The organism is Shinella sp. WSD5-1 (genome assembly GCF_963942435.1).
GTDB classification, from domain to species: domain Bacteria; phylum Pseudomonadota; class Alphaproteobacteria; order Rhizobiales; family Rhizobiaceae; genus Shinella; species Shinella yambaruensis.
The window spans coordinates 157,656-177,243 of record NZ_OZ012599.1 but is presented as its reverse complement, the minus strand read 5'-3'; the positions used below and the strand labels follow the sequence as shown (position 1 = coordinate 177,243).

20 protein-coding genes are annotated in these 19,588 nt (G+C 65.8%); 1 reads left to right on the top strand and 19 read right to left on the bottom strand.

Going from position 1 to position 19,588, the window contains the following annotated elements; all coding sequences use genetic code 11:
* The first annotated feature begins 463 nt into the window (after positions 1 to 463).
* Positions 464 to 1,522, top strand: a complete 1,059-nt coding sequence (locus tag AABQ55_RS29525; protein WP_272808617.1) for a LacI family DNA-binding transcriptional regulator — start codon at positions 464 to 466, stop codon at positions 1,520 to 1,522.
* 49 nt (positions 1,523 to 1,571) lie between these two features.
* Here AABQ55_RS29525 and AABQ55_RS29520 read toward each other — a convergent pair whose 3' ends face one another.
* The 19 genes from AABQ55_RS29520 to AABQ55_RS29430 form a co-directional block, all read right to left on the bottom strand.
* On the bottom strand, positions 1,572 to 2,336 hold the full coding sequence (locus tag AABQ55_RS29520) for an SDR family NAD(P)-dependent oxidoreductase (RefSeq protein ID WP_272808616.1): 765 nt from the start codon (positions 2,334 to 2,336) through the stop codon (positions 1,572 to 1,574).
* Positions 2,337 to 2,364: 28 nt separating this feature from the next.
* The gene (locus AABQ55_RS29515) at positions 2,365 to 2,949 is read right to left on the bottom strand and encodes a helix-turn-helix domain-containing protein (protein WP_244768649.1); all 585 of its coding nucleotides are present in this window, start codon (positions 2,947 to 2,949) and stop codon (positions 2,365 to 2,367) included.
* A gap of 114 nt (positions 2,950 to 3,063) precedes the next feature.
* Positions 3,064 to 3,831, bottom strand: coding sequence for an SDR family NAD(P)-dependent oxidoreductase (locus tag AABQ55_RS29510; protein ID WP_272808615.1), 768 nt, complete (start codon positions 3,829 to 3,831; stop codon positions 3,064 to 3,066).
* 21 nt (positions 3,832 to 3,852) lie between these two features.
* A complete protein-coding gene (locus AABQ55_RS29505) occupies positions 3,853 to 4,554 on the bottom strand; it encodes an ABC transporter ATP-binding protein (protein WP_244768647.1) in 702 nt (233 codons plus the stop codon).
* Positions 4,493 to 5,317, bottom strand: a complete 825-nt coding sequence (locus AABQ55_RS29500; RefSeq protein WP_244768646.1) for an ABC transporter ATP-binding protein — start codon at positions 5,315 to 5,317, stop codon at positions 4,493 to 4,495. Before AABQ55_RS29500 ends, AABQ55_RS29505 begins: the two co-directional genes overlap by 62 nt.
* Entirely contained in the window at positions 5,293 to 6,276 is a 984-nt protein-coding gene (locus tag AABQ55_RS29495) for a branched-chain amino acid ABC transporter permease (protein ID WP_272808614.1), read from the bottom strand. Before AABQ55_RS29495 ends, AABQ55_RS29500 begins: the two co-directional genes overlap by 25 nt.
* A 15-nt stretch (positions 6,277 to 6,291) precedes the next feature.
* Complete coding sequence (locus tag AABQ55_RS29490) at positions 6,292 to 7,242, bottom strand: branched-chain amino acid ABC transporter permease (RefSeq protein ID WP_272808613.1); 951 nt, start codon at positions 7,240 to 7,242, stop codon at positions 6,292 to 6,294.
* A gap of 65 nt (positions 7,243 to 7,307) precedes the next feature.
* The gene (locus AABQ55_RS29485; protein WP_272808612.1) at positions 7,308 to 8,423 is read right to left on the bottom strand and encodes a branched-chain amino acid ABC transporter substrate-binding protein; all 1,116 of its coding nucleotides are present in this window, start codon (positions 8,421 to 8,423) and stop codon (positions 7,308 to 7,310) included.
* Between the two features lie 133 nt (positions 8,424 to 8,556).
* On the bottom strand, positions 8,557 to 9,318 hold the full coding sequence (locus AABQ55_RS29480; protein WP_272808611.1) for an SDR family NAD(P)-dependent oxidoreductase: 762 nt from the start codon (positions 9,316 to 9,318) through the stop codon (positions 8,557 to 8,559).
* Positions 9,319 to 9,371: 53 nt separating this feature from the next.
* A complete protein-coding gene (locus AABQ55_RS29475; RefSeq protein ID WP_272808610.1) occupies positions 9,372 to 10,067 on the bottom strand; it encodes an acetoacetate decarboxylase family protein in 696 nt (231 codons plus the stop codon).
* Positions 10,068 to 10,154: 87 nt separating this feature from the next.
* Positions 10,155 to 11,588, bottom strand: coding sequence for an NAD-dependent succinate-semialdehyde dehydrogenase (locus AABQ55_RS29470; RefSeq protein WP_272808609.1), 1,434 nt, complete (start codon positions 11,586 to 11,588; stop codon positions 10,155 to 10,157).
* 24 nt (positions 11,589 to 11,612) lie between these two features.
* On the bottom strand, positions 11,613 to 12,716 hold the full coding sequence (locus tag AABQ55_RS29465) for a Zn-dependent alcohol dehydrogenase (protein ID WP_272808608.1): 1,104 nt from the start codon (positions 12,714 to 12,716) through the stop codon (positions 11,613 to 11,615).
* Positions 12,713 to 14,257: an AMP-binding protein gene (locus AABQ55_RS29460; protein ID WP_272808607.1), complete on the bottom strand. Its 1,545-nt coding sequence runs from the start codon at positions 14,255 to 14,257 to the stop codon at positions 12,713 to 12,715. The genes AABQ55_RS29465 and AABQ55_RS29460 overlap by 4 nt, the downstream gene beginning before the upstream one ends.
* A gap of 43 nt (positions 14,258 to 14,300) precedes the next feature.
* A complete protein-coding gene (locus AABQ55_RS29455; RefSeq protein WP_272808606.1) occupies positions 14,301 to 15,074 on the bottom strand; it encodes an enoyl-CoA hydratase/isomerase family protein in 774 nt (257 codons plus the stop codon).
* Positions 15,075 to 15,206: 132 nt separating this feature from the next.
* Complete coding sequence (locus AABQ55_RS29450) at positions 15,207 to 16,004, bottom strand: IclR family transcriptional regulator (RefSeq protein WP_272808605.1); 798 nt, start codon at positions 16,002 to 16,004, stop codon at positions 15,207 to 15,209.
* 85 nt (positions 16,005 to 16,089) lie between these two features.
* A complete protein-coding gene (locus AABQ55_RS29445; RefSeq protein WP_272808604.1) occupies positions 16,090 to 16,785 on the bottom strand; it encodes a GntR family transcriptional regulator in 696 nt (231 codons plus the stop codon).
* 50 nt (positions 16,786 to 16,835) lie between these two features.
* Positions 16,836 to 17,585 carry an amino acid ABC transporter ATP-binding protein gene (locus AABQ55_RS29440; protein ID WP_272808603.1) on the bottom strand — a complete coding sequence of 250 codons (750 nt, stop codon included), beginning with the start codon at positions 17,583 to 17,585 and terminating at the stop codon, positions 16,836 to 16,838.
* A 1-nt stretch (position 17,586) separates the two neighbouring features.
* Positions 17,587 to 18,693 (bottom strand): amino acid ABC transporter permease, encoded by a 1,107-nt coding sequence (locus tag AABQ55_RS29435; protein ID WP_272808602.1) that lies wholly within the window; start codon positions 18,691 to 18,693, stop codon positions 17,587 to 17,589.
* Positions 18,690 to 19,547, bottom strand: coding sequence for an ABC transporter substrate-binding protein (locus tag AABQ55_RS29430; protein WP_272808601.1), 858 nt, complete (start codon positions 19,545 to 19,547; stop codon positions 18,690 to 18,692). The genes AABQ55_RS29435 and AABQ55_RS29430 overlap by 4 nt, the downstream gene beginning before the upstream one ends.
* Positions 19,548 to 19,588: the final 41 nt, after the last annotated feature.

The following is a 19,588-nucleotide window of genomic DNA, read 5'->3' as shown; positions in this document are numbered from 1 at the left end:
GCATGGCCGGCCGCAAGCTGCCGATGCCCCATCGTGAGGGCACGGAGCCGGCTTGGCGATCAACAGCATCGAGGCTGCGCCGAGCGTCCCGTCGGCTGCGCTGCGGGCGGGTTGGCTGCACTGTGTCGAAATTTGCCTATCGTCATCCATGGCGCGCGTTCCCCTGCTTATTCGCCACTTCGTATACGAAACCATATATCAAAGTTTCATGGGGTCAAGAGATAGTCGAATGGCTTGCCGCAAAAACTTTAACGATATAAACATTAGAGCCACGAAATTGAAAATACGCAAGGGCGGCCGGTCGGAAAAATCAATCGGCCGCCGCGTGGAGCACCCGAATGCGCGAGAAGGTTTCAGACGACAATCCCGCGCAATTCTTGGCTGACGCGGTCGCAAGGCCGTTGTTCTGGTGAGGGCTCGCGTACTAACGTCGCACTGGCCGAATGCAGGGTGAGGAGCGCAGGTGGACAAGAAGACGAAGCCCCCGACGATCGCGGATGTCGCGGCTCTGGCCGGCGTTTCCGCGCAGACCGTATCCAACTTTCTGACCGGCCGCTTCAAACCGCGTGGCCAGAATCTCCAGCGCCTCGAGGCTGCCATCAGCCAGCTCGGATATCGCCCGAGCGCGGCCGCGCGTGCCCTGCGGCTGAAGCAGTCGGGCATTATCGCCATGCTGCTCGAAGATGGCGCGGATCACTCGCAGATGCGGCTGCGGGAGGGGTGGGAACCGCTGCACGGCATGTTCCTCTACGGTGCCACCACCAAGGCGCGCGAACTCGGCTTCTATGTCACGCCCATCCTCACGCGGCAGGGCGCGGCGGAGGAGGAAGCCATACGGCTGGTTCGCGAAGGCCGCGCTGACGCACTGATCTGCAGCACCGAGCTGATGCCGGAAACCCAGCTGGAGCGCCTGCAAAGGATTGCCCGCACCGAAAGGGTCCCCATCGCGATGCTTCAGGAAAACCGTGAACGCGAGTTCATCTGCAGCGTCGCTGCGGCGGACGAGGATGGCGGCGAACAGGCCGCCCGGCACCTCGCCGAGCTCGGCCACGAACGCGTTGCCGTCATGACCGTGAAGCCGAGCTGGCCGGGCCCGGTTCGCCGGCGCATCGGTTTTGAAGTGGCGGCGGCGAAGCTTGGCCTTCACACCGAGGTCTGGGAGGCCGAGCACTATACCGTCGAAGCGGTCCGCCGCCGGGCGGCACCGGAACTGTCGCGCGAGGACCGGCCGACGGCCGTGTTCGCGGTGAACGACGTGATCGCGGTTGCCTTGATCCAGCAGGCGATCGAGTTGAAGCTGGATGTGCCGCGAAATCTCTCCGTCCTCGGCTTCAACGACCTTGATGTGGCAGCCTATGTCCGGCCCGCCCTCACCACCCTGCGCACGCCCGGAGCGGCGATGGGCGCGCGGGCGGTGGAGGTTCTGGTCGATGCGATTTCCGGCAAGCCGCTCGTTTCAACCGCTTTGCTGCCGATTGAGTTCGTTTCCCGTCAAAGCACCGGCGCGGCGCCTGGGAAGTAGCCGGCCGCATCGCCTACATCATCGAGCGCGTGTCGGACCACCGCGGCGATCACCTTGCCAGATAGCCGCCATCGACCTCGTAGCAGGCACCGGTGACGAAGGAGGCCGCGTCCGACAGCAGGAAGAGGATGACGCTCATGATTTCGTCCGGCTGGCCGAGGCGCGCCACCGGATGAAGCATCGCCGCCTCCTGCTTCTTCTCCTCGCTGAGATGGGCAAGCAGCGGCGTCTCGATGAAGCCCGGCGCGACAGCGTTGATACGCACGCCCTGCGCCGCGTGATCGAGCGCGGCCGCCTTCGTAAGGCCGATGACGCCGTGTTTGGCGGCCGTGTAGGCGGGTTGGCCGGCAAAGGCGCGAAAGCCCATGATGGACGAGACGTTGACGATCGAGCCGCCGCCGCGCGCGAGCATGGCCGGTATCTGGTTGCGCACCGCATTGAACACCCCGGTCAGGTTGACCGCGATGACCTTGTCCCAATCCTCCGCCGGATAGTGTGCCGTCGCGCAGCGCGGCAGGTCGATGCCGGCGGAGTTGACCGCGAGGTCGAGCCCGCCGAAACGGGCAATGCCGGCGGCAACCGCCTGCTCGACGCTTGCCATGGACGTCACGTCGACATTAAGGGCGAGCACGTCCTGCGTCGCCAGCTGCGCCGCAAAGGCAGCAAGCCGCTCAGCGTCGCGATCGGCCAGGACGAGCCGTGCGCCGAGACGGGCGAGCCTGCCCGCGGTCGCGGCCCCGATCCCCGAGGCGGCGCCCGAGATGAAGGCGACCTTGCCGACGAAAGCCGCGGGGTCCGGAAACGATGTCGTCATGGCGATGGCCCGCTGCTTCGGCCGGCGGCTATTTATAGACGCCGACCCAGATGATGATGGTCGGTTCGGTCTTCGATGGATTGCGCGAGTGATAGGTCGAGGAGCGGTTGAAGCGGTAGCTGTCCCCTTCCAGGAGATCGAACTTCTCCTCGTCCACCCACAATTCCAGCCGCCCCTTCAGGATGTAGCCGTATTCGGCGCCGGCCGTCGGCACGTTCTTCAGCTCCGTCTCAAGCCCCGGCTCGAAGGTGGACATCATGAATTCGACGTCGGAATCGAGCTGCGGCGTCAGGAGTTCGGTGCGTGCGCCCCGATGCAGCATGAAACGGCGCTGGCCGGCACGCACGACGATATCCTTCTCGCGCTCCGCTTCCGGCTGTTTCTCTTCCAGGTCGACGAACCAGCTCATCGGCACGCCGAAGATGGTACAGGCAGCGTAAAGGTCCTTCAGCGTCGGCTGGGATAGGCCGCGTTCGAGCTGGCTGACATAGCCTGTCGACCGGTTGAGGCCATCGGCAAGCTGTTGAATGGTGATGCGGCGGGAGCGGCGCAGTTCACGCAGCGTCTTGCCGACATGGTCCGGCGTCCGCGCCTCGGAAGTGGATTTTGGCATTGAGCATAACCTAACGAATTCACTTGCATGATGAAATCGAACAAACACTTCATGAAGTCAATGTCATGCGCTTGCCGCCGCTGCTGGCGGCGCGATTGTCCCCACCTGAGGACCTCATCCAAAGGTGCCGGCGGTGGTGCCGCCGTCGAGCACATAGACCATGCCATTGGCATAACTTGCCTGGGGCGAAAGAAGATGGAGCACGGCATCGGCAACCTCCTGCGGCCGGGCAAAGCGGCCGAGCGGCACGCGCCGTTCGTAGAATGCGCGGTCGTAGGTCCCGCCCCCTTCCCGCAGCAGGCCGTCTGCCATCGGCGTATCGACGAAGGAAGGGCAGACGACATTGCTGCGCAGGCCCTGCGGGCCGTGATCGAGCGCCATGCAGCGGATCAGGCCGACGACGCCGTGCTTGGACGCGCAATAGGCGGCATAGCCGCGCGAGCCGCGCACGCCGGAATCCGAGCTGATCGCAACGAATGCGGAAGCCTCGTTGCGCAGAAGATACGGCACGCTGTGGCGCGCGAGAAGGAAGGGTCCCGTCAGGTTGACCGCCAGCGTCGCCTGCCATGTTTCGTCGGAGAGCATCGTGACATCGCCCTTGCGGGCGATCCCCGCGGCCGCCACCGCGCCGGACAGGAAGCCGTGCCCCTCCACGGCCTGCCGCACGGCGGACGCCATATCGGCATCCGACGATGCGTCTCCCGCAACGTCCACGACCGCGGCACCTGCCGCGCGGCAGGCATCGGCCACCGCGCGCAAGGCCGGGGCGTCCCGGTCGAACAGCGTCAGCGCCGCGCCCTGCGCGGCCAGCGCATGCGCGATGGCGCGTCCGATGCCGGACGCCGCTCCGGTGACCAGGATGGAGTTTTCCCGTTTTTGCATCCGTCCTCTCCCCCTCCGGCCTCAAGCGCCGAGATAGGCCGCCTTGAGGTCGGGATCGTTGAGCACGTTGTGCGCCCCGCCTTCCACCGAGCACCGGCCCGCATCTATCACATAGGCGTAGTCGGCGATCTCCAGCGCCACGGCCGCATTCTGCTCCACCACGATAAGGCTGATGCCGGACTTGGAAAGGCCGATGATGATCTCGAAGATCTGGTTGATGATCTTCGGCGCAAGGCCGAGCGAGGGCTCGTCCAGCATGAGGAGCTCGGGCGTCGCCATCAGCGAGCGGCCGATCGCCAGCATCTGCTGCTGCCCGCCGCTCATCCGGCTCGCCAGCGAATGGCGCCGCTCCCTGAGGATCGGGAACATGTCGTAGACCTCAGTGCGGATCTCGTCGAAGCTGCGCCCTCGGCCGGGAAGATAGCCGGCGAGCAGGTTCTCTTCGACCGTCAGCCGCTGGAGGATCTGGCGCCCCTCCGGGCAATGGGCAAGGCCGAGGCGGGTGATCTCCTCCGGCGGCAGCCCCCTGATCGGCCGTCCCTTGAATTCGATCTCGCCGGCATAGACCTGCGTCAGGCCGGAAATGGAGCGCAGCGTCGAGGTCTTGCCGGCACCGTTCGCGCCGATGATCGTGACGATCTCGCCGGCGCGGACCTCCAGGTCAATGCCGAACAATACCTGCGTTCGACCGTAGCCCGCCTTGAGCCCGGCGACCTTGAGCAAGCTTGCGGATGTCGTCGAGTTCTTCCGTGGTTCCAAGATAGGCCTCCTGCACCCTTTCATTCGCGCGCACCACATCCGGCGTGCCGGAGCAAAGCAGCTCGCCGTAGTTCAACACGTCGATCCGGTCCGAAATCGACATGACCATGTCCATGTCGTGCTCGACGAGGATGATCGCCCGGTCTGCGCGCTTCAGGCCGGCGATCATCGCCGCCATGTCCTTCGTCTCGGTATGGTTGAGACCCGCCGCCGGCTCGTCCAGCAGCACGATCGGCGCCTGCGTGACGAAGGCGCGCGCCAGTTCGAGGATCTTCTGCCGCCCGTACGGCAGGTCGCCGGCGAGCACGTCCGCCACATCCGACAGATGGAACTCGGCGAGGCAGGCATGGCAGATGTCGAGGCGCTCGGCCTTGCCGAGGCGTTTCGTCCCGCTGAGAAAGCTTATCCAGGACTGCGGGAAGAAACACACCTCCAGGTTTTCCAGCACCGTCATGCCGTCGAAGAGGCGCAGGTTCTGGTAGGTGCGTGCGACGCCGAGCTGGGCGATGCGATGCTTCGGCAGCCTGCTGAGTTCGGTCGTGCCGAGCCGGATCGCGCCCGAGGTGACGGAATAGGAGCCGGCGATCATGTTGACGACGGTCGACTTGCCCGCCCCGTTCGGCCCGATGATCGAGTAGATCGAGCCGACGTCGAAGGATAGCGTGAGGTTCCTGATCGCCACCAGCGAACCGAAATGCTTGCTTACGTTTTCGAGGGCGAGAGCCATAGCGACCGAACCTTCCGAACGATGAAGCCGAGGTTGAAGCGGGGCGAGACGAGGCCGCCCGGGCGAAGCACGATGACCGCCACGAGCACGATCCCGTAGATCAGCAGGCGGTATTGCGCGGCGAAATGCAGGACTTCCGGCAGGATGACGAGCACCACGGCCCCGGCGATGACGCCGACGATGTTGCCGACGCCGCCGATGATGATGATCAGCACGACGAGCAGCGATTCCTGGAAGGTGAAGCTTTCCGGGCTGACGAAACGCTGGAACGAGCCGAAGATCACGCCGCCGGCACCGCCGATCGCCGCGCTCAGCGCGAAGGCGAGCAGCTTCAGCGTCGTCGTGTTGATGCCGAGGCCCCGCACGACATCCTGGTCCTCGCGCATCGCCCGCCACGCCTTGCCGAGGATCGAGCGCTCCATGTAGTAGACGCCTGCACAGACGATGATCGCCAGCGCCAGCAGCAGCCAGTAGAAATGCACCGGGCTCGTCAGCGGCAGGCCGAAGAGGCTTGCCCGGTCGAGGCCGGCAATGCCCTGCGGGCCGTTGGTCAGGTCGTCGGCATTGTTGATGGCGATGCGGATGATCTCGCCGAAGCTCAAGGTGACGATGGCGAGATAGTCGCCGCGCAGCTTCAGCACGGGAAAGCCGAGCAGGATGCCGGCAAGCGCCCCGACGGCGGCGCCGATGAAGAGGATCACGATGAACGGCAGGTGGATGTCGAACTGGCCGCTGGCAAGGAAGGCATAGGCATAGGCGCCCACCGCGTAGAAGGCGATGAAGCCGAGATCGAGCAGGCCCGCATAGCCGACCACGAGATTGAGCCCGACGGCGAGGATGATGTAGATCAGGATGCTGTCCACGACGCGGACGTAGTAGGGCGGAAGCTTGGGCACGAGCGCCAGCAGGACCACGCAAAGCGCCAGTACTGCCAGAAGGCCGATCCGACGGACGATCACCGGGTTCCCCATGACTCAGTAATCCTTCTTTGCGACGGTCGTTTCTTCCGAGACGGTCTCGCCGAGCAGGCCGGCAGGCTTGAACAGAAGAACGAGGATGAGGACGGCGAAGGCGAAGACGTCCCTATATTCCGTGCCGATGAGGCCGCCGGAGAGGATCGGCAGGAAGGCCGTGCCGAAGGTCTCGATCGCGCCGAGCAGGAAACCGCCCAGCATGGCCCCCGGGATGGAGCCGATGCCGCCGAGAATGGCCGCGGTGAAGGCCTTGAGGCCGATGACCGAGCCCATGGTCGGCTGCATGATACCGTAATAGGAAGCGTACATGATGCCCGCCATCGCGCCGAGGCCGGGGCCGATGAAGAAGACGAGGCTGACGGCACGGTTGACACGGATGCCGAGCAGGCTGGAAGTCGTCCAGCTCTCGGAGGCCGCGCGGATCCAGATGCCGAGGCGCGTGCCGTTGACGAAGAGCGTGAGCCCGACCATCAGCAGGACCGCGGCGGTAAGGATGCCGAGCTGCACCGTCGTCACCATGCCGCCGAGCGCCGCGATCGGCGTGCTCGGCACGATCGCCGGGAAATGCACCGGCTGCGGGCCGACCGTCACGCGCACCGCGCTCTGCAGCACGATGGACATGCCGAGCGCGCTCAGCATCGGCGCCAGCCGGCCATAGGCACGCAGCGGCCGATAGGCGAAGCGCTCGATCGCCACGCCCAGAAGGCCGATGATCACGAAGCTCGCGACGATGGCGATGGCCGAATCCAGCACCGGCGCAAGCCCACCGAGACCGACGAGGCCGCTGAAGATGAAGGTGTAGACATACGGCCCGAGCATGAAGAACTCGCCGTGCGCGAAATTGATCAGGCGCATCACGCCGTAGACCATCGTATAGCCGAGGGCGATCAGTCCGTAGATCGCGCCGATCGCGAGCGCGAAGATCAGTTGCTGGAGAAAATAGTCGAACAAGGGGATCGCCTCTCTGCGACGGGCCGGCGCGGCAGCGCCGGCCCCATTGACGATGCGTCCGGCCGTTATTGCTTGATCAGCTCGAACTTGCCGTCCTTGACGACATAGAGATACATCGGCGCGGTGGTGTTCTCGCCGTTCTCGTCGAAGGCGACCGGGCCGAGCAGCGTGTCGACCGTCACGCCGTGCAACTGGGCAAGCACGCCCTCGCGGTCCAGCGTCTCGGCCTTCTCGACGGCGGCGGCCATGACCTGGGCATTCGCAAAGCCGAGCGAGGCATAGGGGCCGGGCGCCCGGCCGAACCGGGCCTGGTGGCGTTCGGAAAAGTCCTTCAGCTCCGGCGAGGAATCGTAGGGCGGCAGCTGGAACGTCATCAGCGCGCCTTCGGCGGAGGCCGCCCCAACCTGCGTGATGAAATCGACGGTGAAGCCGATATCCGGGCCGATGAACTGCGCCTTCAGGCCCTGCTCGCGCATCTGCTTGAGGAACAGGGCAAGCTGCGGCATGCCGGCGCCCATATAGACGACATCGGGGTTTTCCAGCTTGATCGATGCGATCAGGGCGGAAAAGTCGACATCCTCAGGATTCGTGCCGTGGGTGCCGGAGACCTTGCCGCCGCCAGCTTCGAAATTGTCCTTGAACACGCCGGCGATGCCCTGGCCGAAGACGGTCTTGTCATGCACCAGAACGGCGGTCTTCAGGCCGAGCTTCTCCGTCACGTACTTCGCCGGCAGCGCGCCCTGCACGAAATCGTTGGCCACGGGGCGCACGACGGTCTTGAAGCCCATGCGCATCAGTTCCGGATTGGTGGCGGGCACGACCTGCGGCATGCCGCATTCGGAATAGATGTCGAGCGCGGGCATGGTGACGCCGCTGTTCATGTGGCCGATCACACCGATCACGGCGCTGTCGTCGCAGAATTGCTGGGCGACGAGCGTGCCCTGGCGCGGGTCGGCGCGGTCGTCGAGCGGACGGAACACCACCTTGTTGCCCTTGATGCCGCCCTTCTCGTTGAGCTGGTCGAAATAAAGCTGGGCGCCGTCGATCTGCGACTGGCCGAACTCGGCCTGCGCACCCGACATGGGGGCGCTGCCGCCCAGCACGATATCGTCCGCCATGGCCGGCAGCACGCTCGATGCCAACAGCAGGGCGGCGGAAAGAAGTACACGGTTTCTGGTCATAAGGTTCCCCTTTCGTTTGGTGCGATTGGTTGCACGGAACTCCCATCCGGGCAACGCATGCGTGAAATTATTATATGCATTCTTCACGACAGTGACCGGGCATGCGACTACTTGACGTTTTCGTCCGACCTCCTCATTTCGCGAGATAACCACCGTCGACCGCCAGCACATGACCGGTGGTCATCGCCGATGCAGGCCCGGCCAGGAAGACCATGGCCGCAGCCACTTCGTCCGGCTCGGCAAGACGGCCGAGCGGCGTCAGGCTGCGGATCTTCTCCATCTGTGCCGCATCCGCGGTCAGATGGTCGATCAGCGGCGTGCGGACCCAGGTGGGCGCGACCGCGTTGACACGAATGCCGCTGCCGGCCCATTCGACCGCAAGCGTGCGGGTAAGGTTCACCACGCCGGCCTTGGTCGACTGGTAGGAGACGTTCGGGTGCAGGCCGCCGCCCGAATAGCTCATGATCGACGCGGTGTTGACCACTACGCCCGGAACGCCACGGCCGATCCAGGAGCGCGCCGCCGTCCGCGAGCAAAGGAACATGCCCGTCAGGTTGACCGAGACGACGCTGTTCCAGTCCTCCAGCGCAAGCTCCGTCGACGGACGGCGGATCGAAATGCCCGCATTGTTGACGAGGATGTCGAGGCCGCCAGCCTGCCGTTCCGCAGCGGCGAACACGCCGAGGACGTCCGCCTCGTCCGTGACATCGAGGGCAGCGGCCGTCACCGCGCCGCCGGTCTCCGTCACGTCCCGGCAGACGGCTTCCGCCGCCGCCGCATCCCGGTCGAGAACCACGACATGCGCCCCGAAGGCAGCGAACATCCGCGCCGCCGCGCGGCCGATGCCGCCGCCGCCACCGGTGATGAAGACCCGCTTTTCATCGAGCCTGAACATTTTTTCGGGCGCTTTTGCACACATCATGTGTACGGTTCCCTGTAGCTGTCCCTTCAGCCGACGATCTTGCCGAAGGCGAGCACGAAATTTGCGACGATCATTTCCGCGCCGACGATCTCGCGGATCTGGAAATCGGAGAACGGATCGCCGGCATTGCCGCCGATCTTGAGGTCGACCGTGCCATAGGCATGGCGAAGCGTTTCGGACTGGCCCAGCGAATTCTCGATGATCTGGGTCTCGACGGCAGCGCTTTCCGGCGACGGGATGATGCGGGTCTGGAAGCGCGGCTGCAGAACGGGCTTGTCGAAGGCAGGGCCGCCGGCCTTGAAGTCGATCTCGATCAGCGAGGTGCCTCGGCGCGACAGCTTCGCGGTGACCGCCGCCTCGCTCGCCTTCCAGTCCACTTCGCCCATCTTCTTCGGATAGCCCCAGACCTCGCGTCCGACGGCCATCGAGTCGTCATTGGTGACGATCTCGTAGAGCACATGGCCGCCCGGGCGCCCCTTGTAGCTCATCGGTACGACGATGCCGCCCTCGGCATAGGTGCCGAGCGAACCGCCCGCCGGAACGTCCATGATGAAGAACTCGATCACGTCGCCCCTGACATCGAACGGCGCGGGCAGCGCCGCGCGGATCGCCGCCTCGTCGACACGGCAGAACACGCTGACCTTGCTGAAGGCTTTGTAGTCGAACGGCGGCGCCTGGTAGAGGGGCGCGCGCTGCGGGAGGGAATAGGCCTGCTGAGACATCGGAGATCGGGTCTTTCCTGTATGTTCATGTCAAGCAGAAGTTCACACTAATGAAAAAATGAAGTCAAGATTTCATTTGAGTGATTTCTATAGATTCGTCTGCGAAACGAACTTTATGGACTGGAAGGTTTCCAGCGCCTCCGGCCCGCCCTCGGAGCCGTAACCGGAATCCTTCACCCCGTTGAACGGGACCTCGGCATAGGCAAGACCATAGTCGTTGATCGAGAGCATGCCCGTCTCGATGTCCTCGGCAAAGCGTTGCGCGTTCTTCTGGGACCGCGTGAAGGCATAGGCGGCAAGGCCGAAGGGCAGCCGGTTCGCTTCAGTGATCGCCGCGTCGACCGTCGCGAAACGGTTGACGACCGCCACCGGCCCGAACGGCTCCTCGTTCATGATCGCCGCATCCTGCGGCACGTCGGCGAGCACCGTCGGCTCGAAGAAGAAGCCGGCATTGCCGATGCGGCTGCCGCCCGCCAGGAGGCGGCCGCCCCGCGCGACGGCGTCGCCGATCAGGCGGTCCATGGCGTCGAGCCGGCGCGCATTCGCCATCGGCCCCATGTCGACGTCTTGCGAGAGCCCGTCCCCCACCTTCACGGCCTTCGCCGCGGCGACGAAACCGTCGAGCACAGTCTCATAGACGGGTTCTTCCGCCAACACGCGCGTCGGCGCGATGCAGACCTGGCCGGCATTGTGGAACTTATGGCCGGCGAGCATCGAGACGGCGGAGGAGAGGTCCGCATCCGCGCAGACGATGCAGGGCGCGTGCCCGCCGAGTTCCATCGTCACCCGTTTCATATGCGCGCCGGCAAGCGCCGTCAGGTGCTTGCCGACCGGCGTCGAGCCCGTGAACGAGACCTTGCGGATGGTCGGGTGTGGAATGAGATATTCGGAGATTTCCGAGGGTACGCCGTAGAGAAGGTTGACCGCCCCGTCCGGAAAGCCCGCATCGGCGAAGGCGCGGATCATCGCGGCGCAGGATGCGGGCGCCTCCTCTGCGGCCTTCAGGATGACGGTGCAGCCTGCCGCAAGGGCCGCGCAGATCTTCCGGATGGCCTGGGCGACCGGATAGTTCCATGGCGTGAAGGCCGCGACGACGCCGATCGGCTCCTTCATGACCATCTGCTGCATACCGGGCCTGCGCGCCGGGATGATGCGGCCATAGGAGCGGATCGCCTCCTCCGCGAACCAGCGGATCACGTCATCGGCATTGCGCAGTTCGGAGCGGGCTTCGGCAAGCGGCTTGCCCTGCTCCATGGTCAGGATCGGCGCGATCTCCTCGATACGGGCGCGCAGGTTGTCGGCAGCGGCATGCAGCAGCTTTGCGCGCTCACGCGCGGTCGTCTTGCGCCATATGGCGAAAGCCGCAGCGGCGGCGGCGAGCGCACGATCCATGTCGGCCGTCGCCGCCTTTGCGACGCGGCCGATCTCGCCGCCGGTCGCCGGGTTGAGGACGGGCAGCGTCTCGCCGCCCGCGCCATTGATCCATTTGCCGGCGATGAAGAGTTGGGTATCGGGATACATGTCTTCCTCGTTCGATAGGATGGGTCAGCGGTCGAAGCACACGAGCGTGCGGGCAAGAACGCCCTGCTCCAGCCAACCGAAGGCCTCGTTGATCCGCTCCAGCGGCACGCGCTCACCGACCTGGCGGTCGAGGTCGAAGCGTCCGGCCCGGTAGAGGCCAAGGATGCGCTCGAAATCACGCTCGGGAACCCCGCCGCCGTAATTGCTGCCGATGATGCGCTTCTGGGTGTTCGGCAGCGTCGAGGCCGGCAGGGAAACCATCTCGCCCTTCGCCGCGATGCCGACGGAAATCACCGCGCCGCCAAGCCGGACGCCGTCATAGGCAAGTGCGATGGCCGCCGGCCGGCCGGTGCAGTCGATCATGCTGTCCGGGCCACGGCCGCGGCTCAGCGCCTTGAGTTCCGCAGTGACGTCCTGCGTCGCGGAATTGAGGAAGTGCGTCGCCCCGAACGAGCGGGCGACCGCTTCCTTTTCCGGGTTGATGTCGATCGCCACGACCGCTTCCGCGCCGGCCAACGATGCCGCATGGATGGCGTTGATGCCGACGCCGCCGACGCCGATCACACCGACGACCTCGCCGGGCTCGACGCGCGCATCGTTGACGACGGCGCCGAAGCCGGTCGTCACCGCGCAGCCGACGAGCGCCGCCACCTCGAAGGGAATGTCCTTCTCGATCCGCGCGCAACCCGATTCCGGCACGACGGCGAATTCGGCAAAGCTCGACACGCAGGTGAAGTGATGGACTGGCTTTTCGGCGTTGCCGAGCCTTTGCGCGCCGTTCCAGAGCGTGCCGCCGCCGGCGGCCTCGCCATAGGTGTCGCACATGGTCGGCAGGCGCTTGTGGCAATAGAAGCATTCGCCGCAGTTCGGCGCCCAGGAGAGGATGACATGGTCGCCCTTCCGGACCTTGGATACGGCCGAGCCGGTGCGCTCGACGATGCCGGCCGCCTCGTGCCCAAGGATGATCGGCAGCTTCGGCCGCGACTTGCCCCTGGCGGCGCTGAGGTCGCTGTGGCAGACGCCGGTGGCGATGATCCGCACGAGGACTTCGCGGTCGCCCGGCTCGCCGATCGCCACATCCTCGATCACCAGGTCCTCGTTGTAGCCATAGAGAACGGCGGCCTTCATTCTGCGTTTCTCCTCTCGAGGCCTTGAGCCTGCCGCCTGTCCCAGCTTCCTTCGACAGAGGCGGGCAGCCGGTGCTTCATGATGCGCTGGCTCGGCGTGCGCTCGAAATCGTCGACCACGGCGAGGTAGCGGGGGTTCTGGAACGGGGCGAGCCGCTGGCCGAGCCAGGCGGAGAAGGCCGGCAAATCGATGGCGGCTCCCGCCTTCGGCTTGATGAAGAGCTTGATCTCCTGCTCGCCGACCTCGGCCGCAACGCCGATCAGCGCACAATCCTCCACCATCGGATGGCTGCCGGCGACGTGCTCCACCTCGAAGGCCGAGACGTTCTCGCCCTTCACCCGCACGCTGTCCGTCAGGCGGCCGAGGAAATAAAGGTTGCCGTCGGCGTCGATGCTGCCGAGGTCGCCGGTATGGAAGCCGTCCGGGCGCAGCGCCCTCGCCGTCGCCTCCTCGTTGCGGAAATAGCCGGCGAAGACCGCGCCTTCCCGACGCGGATGGACGACGATCTCGCCCGGCACGCCCGCCGCCACGGGCGCTCCCTGCTCATCGCGGATTTCCACCGAAAGCCACGGCACCGGCGTGCCGACCGACCCGACGATGCCGGCGGCGTTGAACGTAGTGATGCTGGAGGATTCCGTCATGCCGTAGCATTCACGCAGCGGCGTGCCGAAGCGCTCCTCGAAGGCGCGCCAGATGTCGCGCGGGCAGCCGCCGCCCCAGGCAACGCGCACTTTGTGGTCGCGGTCCCGACCGCTTTCCGGCTGCTTCAGGAGAATCTGCAGGACGCCGCCGAGATAGTGGATCTGCGTCGCGCCGCAGGCGCGCACCTGATCCCAGAATCGGCTGGCGCTGAAGCGCTGCACCATGGCGAGCGTGACCTCGCGCAGCAGCGGGATCGGGATGAGCTGCGCGCCGCCGATATGGTAGAGCGGCTCCCAGACGAAGAAGACGTCGCCGTCCCGCGCGTCCGAGCAGAGCATCGCCCCTTCGGCGGCGTAGCGCAGCATGCGGTGGGTGACGCGCACCCCCTTCGGCCGGCCGGTGGTGCCGGACGTATAGTTCAGCGCAAAGAGGTCGTCCGCCGCGGGCAGCGGTTCGGAAAAGACATGGCCGCGGCCGGCGAGCCCATCGAGGCTATCCGCCTCTCCCGCCTCGGCGACGAGCCGGAAGGCACGCATGTCGGCGCCACATGCCAGGATGTCCGGGAAGAGATCGCGGTCGGCGAAGACGACGCGCGGATCGCAATGGTCCAGGATATATTTCAGGCCGTCGCCGCGTAGCTGCACATTGACGGGCACCCAGACGGCGCCGCATTTGGCGATGGCGAACAGGACGGCAAGGCTGTCGGGGCTGTTGCGCAGCATGAGCGCCACGCGATCGCCCTTCGCAACACCCAGGCGGCGCAGCTCGACCGCCACGCTGTCCGACTTGCGGTGCAGATCCGCGAAGGTGATCGGCTCGCCATCGAAGGTCGCATAGATGGCCTCGGGCGAGGCGGCGGCGCGGGCCGGCAGGCGGGAAACGAAACCTTGGTCTTGCACGCTGAGGTCCTGGAACGTCGTTGATATCGAAAGCGGACGCGGTTCAGCCGGATTTCGCCCCGGACTTCGCGGCGAGGAACTTTTCCATCATCCGGTTGGGTTCGCCATCGCCATAGGCGATGCGCTGGTTGCGCACGCCGGCGGCGAGCGCATCGCGGAAGCGCGCCTCGGTGACTTCGCGGAACCGCTGCTTGTTGAGCTTCATGGCGAGCCGCGGCTTGGCAGCAAGCGCCTCGCCCAGCGCCAATGCTGCCGCAAGCACCTCTTCGCGCGGCACGATCCGGTTGATCAGGCCGATCGCGGCGCATTCCGCCGCCTCCATCATACGCCCGCTCAGCGTGAGGTCGGTCGTGCGCGCAAGGCCGATCATCTCCATCATGACCCACGGGCCGGTGGTGCTGGCAATACCGGAATTGATCTCCGGCTGCCCCATCTTCACGCCGTCGTGGCCGATGCGGAAATCGCCGAGCAGCGCGACCTGGAAGGCCGAGCCGGCGGCGAGGCCGTTCAACGCCATGATCAGCGGCTTGGACAGGCCGCGGATGCAGTCGTAGAGCCGTTCCCACTCGCCGATCCACATTTCCGCGCGGTCGGGATCGAAGGTCTTGGTCTCGTTGAGGTCCTGCCCGGCGCCGAAGGCACGCTCCCCTGCCCCGGTCATGACGATCGCTCCGACGGACGCATCCTCTTCGGCAGCTTCCAGCGCCTCCACGAGATCGGCACGCATTTGCGCGTGCCAGGCATTGAGAACCTCGGGACGGTTCAGCGTGATGACACGGCATGCGCCATGCTGCTGCGTCAGGATGAAATCTGCCATGTCAATCACCGTATTTCTATTTAATACGATGTATTGTATTTCGATGCATGAAATTGTCAACGGGATTCTTCATGACGTGCAGGATCGGCCGCCGGCTGGCGGAGATGCGCGAAAAGACCTTGTGTCAGGATTTCAGAACGCCGGGGACGCCTGCGAGATCGAGCGCGCGGCGGCGGTGACGAGCGGCGCAAAAAGCTCCTCGGCTTTCTCCGGCGTGTAGCGCGCGTTGGAGACTCCGATATTCACTGCCGCCACGGGCCGGCCGGCCTGGTCGAGCACGGCGGCCGCGACCGAGAGATCGCCGGGGAAGAATTCGCCCCAGGTCGTGGCATAGCCGGCATGGCGGGCCGCATCGAGCTGCGCGACAAGGGCCTCGACCGTGTGCACCGTTTGCGGCGTGAAGGCCTGCAGGGGCGAACGCCCGAGGAGCGAGATAGCCTCCTCGGCCGGCAGGCGGGAAAGGATCGCCCGGCCCGGCGCCGTGCAGAAGGCGGGCATGCGCGTGCCCACCACCACATCGGTGTTGAGCATGTGCCGGCTCATGAAGCGGGCGGCGAAGACGATATCCACGCCGTCCGGCAGGGTCAGGTTCACCGCCTCCTCCGTCTCGCGGCTGAGATGGAGGAGATAGGGCATCGCCTGGTTGACGATCGGGTTGGCGGTGATGAAATGGCGCGCCATCTCCAGGCTGCGCAGGCTGAGTTCGAAACGCTTCGTCACCGGGTCCTTCCGCAGGTAACCCAGCCGGTTCAGCGTGTGGGTGAAGCGTTGCGCCGCGCTCTTGTCGAGCCCGACACTGGCGCCGATCTGCGCCAGGCTGAGGCTGCGGTTCGTGCCGTCGAATGCCTCGAGCACGCGAAACGCCTTTTCCACCGACCGCACCATCAGCGGATCGGCGTCGTCCGGACCCTTCATGTTGTCAGCAGCCAAACTCGTTACCCCGGCAATCGCGTCGATGCCCTGTGGCCCCGTGTAACCCGGCCTCCCGGCAACGGCAAGCCCGCCCGGGCCGCGATCAGCCGGCGCTCTTGAACAGGAGATCGCGCACGCGGTCGGAATCATGGGCGACATGTGCCCGCATCAGGCCGCGCGCCGCCTCGCTGTCGCCGCCGAGGATGGCGACGGCGAGCGGCCGGTGATCGACCGCTTCGGGGCTCTGCGAAGGTGCGCTCTGGTTGCAGAAATACCAGAGTCGGAGAGCGAGATTGAAGTTCTGCGTCAGCATCGCGGCAAGATAGTCGTTACGCGCCATGCGGTAGATGCGACGATGGAACTCGGCGTCCCCGGCGATCTGGAGCGAGATGTCGCGCTCCTCCACCAGCTTTTCGGCGAATTTCATCAGCGATTGACGCTCCTGCGTCGTCGCGCGCACGGCCGCAAGCGAGGCCGCCAGCCCCTCGATCTCCAGCCGGATCTCCTTGATCGACTGCTGGTCCCGCAGGCCGATATCGGCGGCGAAGATGCCGCGCCGGGGGTAGATCACCACAAGATGCTCGCCCTCCAGCCGCCGCAGCGCCTCGCGGATCGGCGCAAGCCCGATATCCAGCTCGGCGGTCAGTTCCCGCTCGTTGAGCGGCTGCAGGGGCTGGTAATGCAGGCGCACCAGCCGGTCGAGCAGGATGCCGTATACCTTGTCGCTGAAGCGCTCCTCCGATTTGGCCGCCTTGTCGCTGTCCGGCAGCATGGCCGCACCCGCCGCGATGGTCGTCATGACATGTCCTTCACTGCCTGCCCGGCAGGCGCCCCGCGCCCGCCTTCACCTCATAGCCGTCCTGCGGCCGTCACCCGGCGCAGGAAGGATTGCGTCGCCGCCTCGCGCGGCGCGCCGAACACCTGCTCGGGCGGACCTTCTTCCAGGATCCGGCCCTTGTAGAGAAAGCATACTTTATCCGAGATTTCCCGCGCAAAACTCATCTCGTGCGTCGTGAGTAGCATCGTCATGCCCTGCCGCGCCAGATCGCGCACCAGATCGAGCACCTCCATCACCAGTTCGGGATCGAGCGCCGAGGTGATCTCGTCGAGCAGCAGCACCTCCGGCTGCATGATCATGGTGCGGGCGATGGCGACGCGCTGCTGCTGGCCGCCGGAAAGCTGGTCGGGAAAGGCCTTCGCCTTGTCGCGCATGCCGACGCGCTCCAGCATGGCGAGCGCCCGCGCCTCCGCCTCCTCCCGGCCGCAGGCGCCGGTGATGACCGGCGCGACCGTGCAGTTGCCGAGCACCGACATGTGGGGAAAGAGGTTGTAGCTCTGGAACACCATGCCGACGCGCCGGCGCAGCGCCACGTGGTCGATGCCGAGGCCGGAGATCACCTCGCCGTCGAGCCGGATCTCGCCCTGCTGGATGTCCTCCAGCCCGTTGAGGCAGCGCAGCAGCGTCGACTTGCCCGAGCCGGAGGCACCGATCAGCGAGACGACCGAATGGCGCGGGATATCGAGGTCGATGCCGTCGATGACGCGGAAGGTGCCGTAGGACTTGCCGATGCCCTCAAGTTCGATCAGCGGCCTTGCCATCTCAGCGGCCCTCCTTGGTGTCGGCGCGGGCGACGAGGTAGTCGACCAGCCGGGTCTGCGGAATGGTGATGGCGATGAAGAGGATGCAGACCACCGTGACGGACGAGAGATTGTAGTAGTTGGCCGAATAGATCTTGGCCTGGGTGAAGGCATCGACGATGCCGACGATGTTCACCAGCGCCGTATCCTTCTGCAGCGCGATGAAATTGCCGAGCATGGGGCCGGCGATGCGGCGCATGGCCTGCGGCAGCACGATGAGGCGCAGCACTGCGCCGGGCGGGATGCCGAGCGACTGGGCGGCGGAGATCTGGCTGTGATGGATGCCCTTGAGGCCGGCGCGGAACTGCTCGCCGTTATAGGCGGCATAGGTCAGGGACAGCGCGACGATGGCGTAGAGCATCGGATCGCCGTCGCTGAGCACGGGAATGCCCATCAGCGGCACGCCGAAGCAGACGAGATAGATGATGACGATGGCCGGCAGGCTGCGGAAGATATCGACATAGAAGATGCAGACGCCGCGCACCAGCGCGAAGCTCGATCCCTGCAACGAACGGCCGATGGCGAGCAGCAGGCCGAGCAGCATGGAGAGGACCTGCGCGGCGACGGCGATCGTGAGGTTCGCGCCGAAGGCCTTGGTGACGTCGACAAGGCTCGCCAGGATGACGTCGCCGCGCAGAAAGGTCTTGTAGACCACCGCATCGTTGATCGTCAGGAAGGTCGCGACCGCGAGCACGGGCAAAAGGAACAGGCCGAGCCCCATCGCCGTGAAGGCATGGTGGCGGGCATGGGCCGCCTCGACACGCGCTGCGACGGGAACGCCCCCGCGCCAAGCCTCGGCCGAAAGGCGCCGCGCCCGCAACGCGCGGCTCATGGGGATGCCAAGCGCGAAGGCCACGGCGAGCGCGGCCGCAATCGCGCCGGCAAGCCGCATGCTCTCGCCGGCAAGCGTCGCGACGCTGCCGCCGGCAAGAAAGGCGATACCGATCGAAGCCGTGGCCAGCGCCGCGGCGAAGGCAAGGGGCCAGCCCATCGGAAGCGGGGGCGTCTGGTGCGCCCCCTCCCTCGTTCCCGACAGCGCCGGCGCGTCGATGCTCTTCGTCACCGTCATTCGGTCGTCCACTCCTCGATGCTGGAGACCGGCGCACCGAGGATCGGCGCGAGCCACTTGACCTCGATCGCCGCGAGCGAGCCGTCGGCGCGCATGTCGGCGAGGATCGCATCGGTGGGCGCGACATTGGCGGAGCCCTTGGGGAAGAGGATCGCGACGTCCCCGCCGATCGGATAGCGGCCGAACACCTTCAGCGCGCCGTTCGAGGCGGTGGCGCGCGGCAGCGCCGTTTCCGTATCGGCCAGCGCCGCGTCGATCTGGTTGGCCATCAGCGCCGCCCACATATCGTCGTTCGACTGGAAGATGCGCAGGTCCCCGGTCGGCTTCAGCTTCTCGCGCACGAATTTCTCCTGCACCGAGCCGAGCAGCACGCCGATGCGCTTGGCGCCCAGTGTCTTGGCCGTCACGTCGCTGCCGGCCTTGGCGATCACGCCGGTATCGGTGAAGCGGTAGCTGCCGGAGAAATCGACCGACTTCTTGCGCTCGTCGGTGGGGAAGAGATCCCAGATCGACATGTCGAAATCGGACGCCTTGCCCGTTACGAGGGACTCGAACGAGGCGTTCTTGACGACGATCTTGCCGATGCCGCCACGGCTGGCGATCTCCGCGCCGAGGCAATAGAGATAGCCGCCGTCGATGGTTTCCGGCGTGTTGCCCTGGTAGGCCTGCGGCGAGGGCAGCGGCACGGCGATGGTCAGCACGCCCTCGTGGGCCGGGCTCAACGCGTGCTTGGCGGCGCCTTCCTTCAATTCGCAACGGCCGAACGCCGCCGTTTCGGCCTTTGCCGGCAGCGCTGCCGCCAGCACGGCGAAGACGGCCGAGGCCAGGAGTGTCTTGGTGGATACCTTGCTCATGTCGTGATTCCCCTTTTTGGTCGAGCTTTATCGGGTATCGG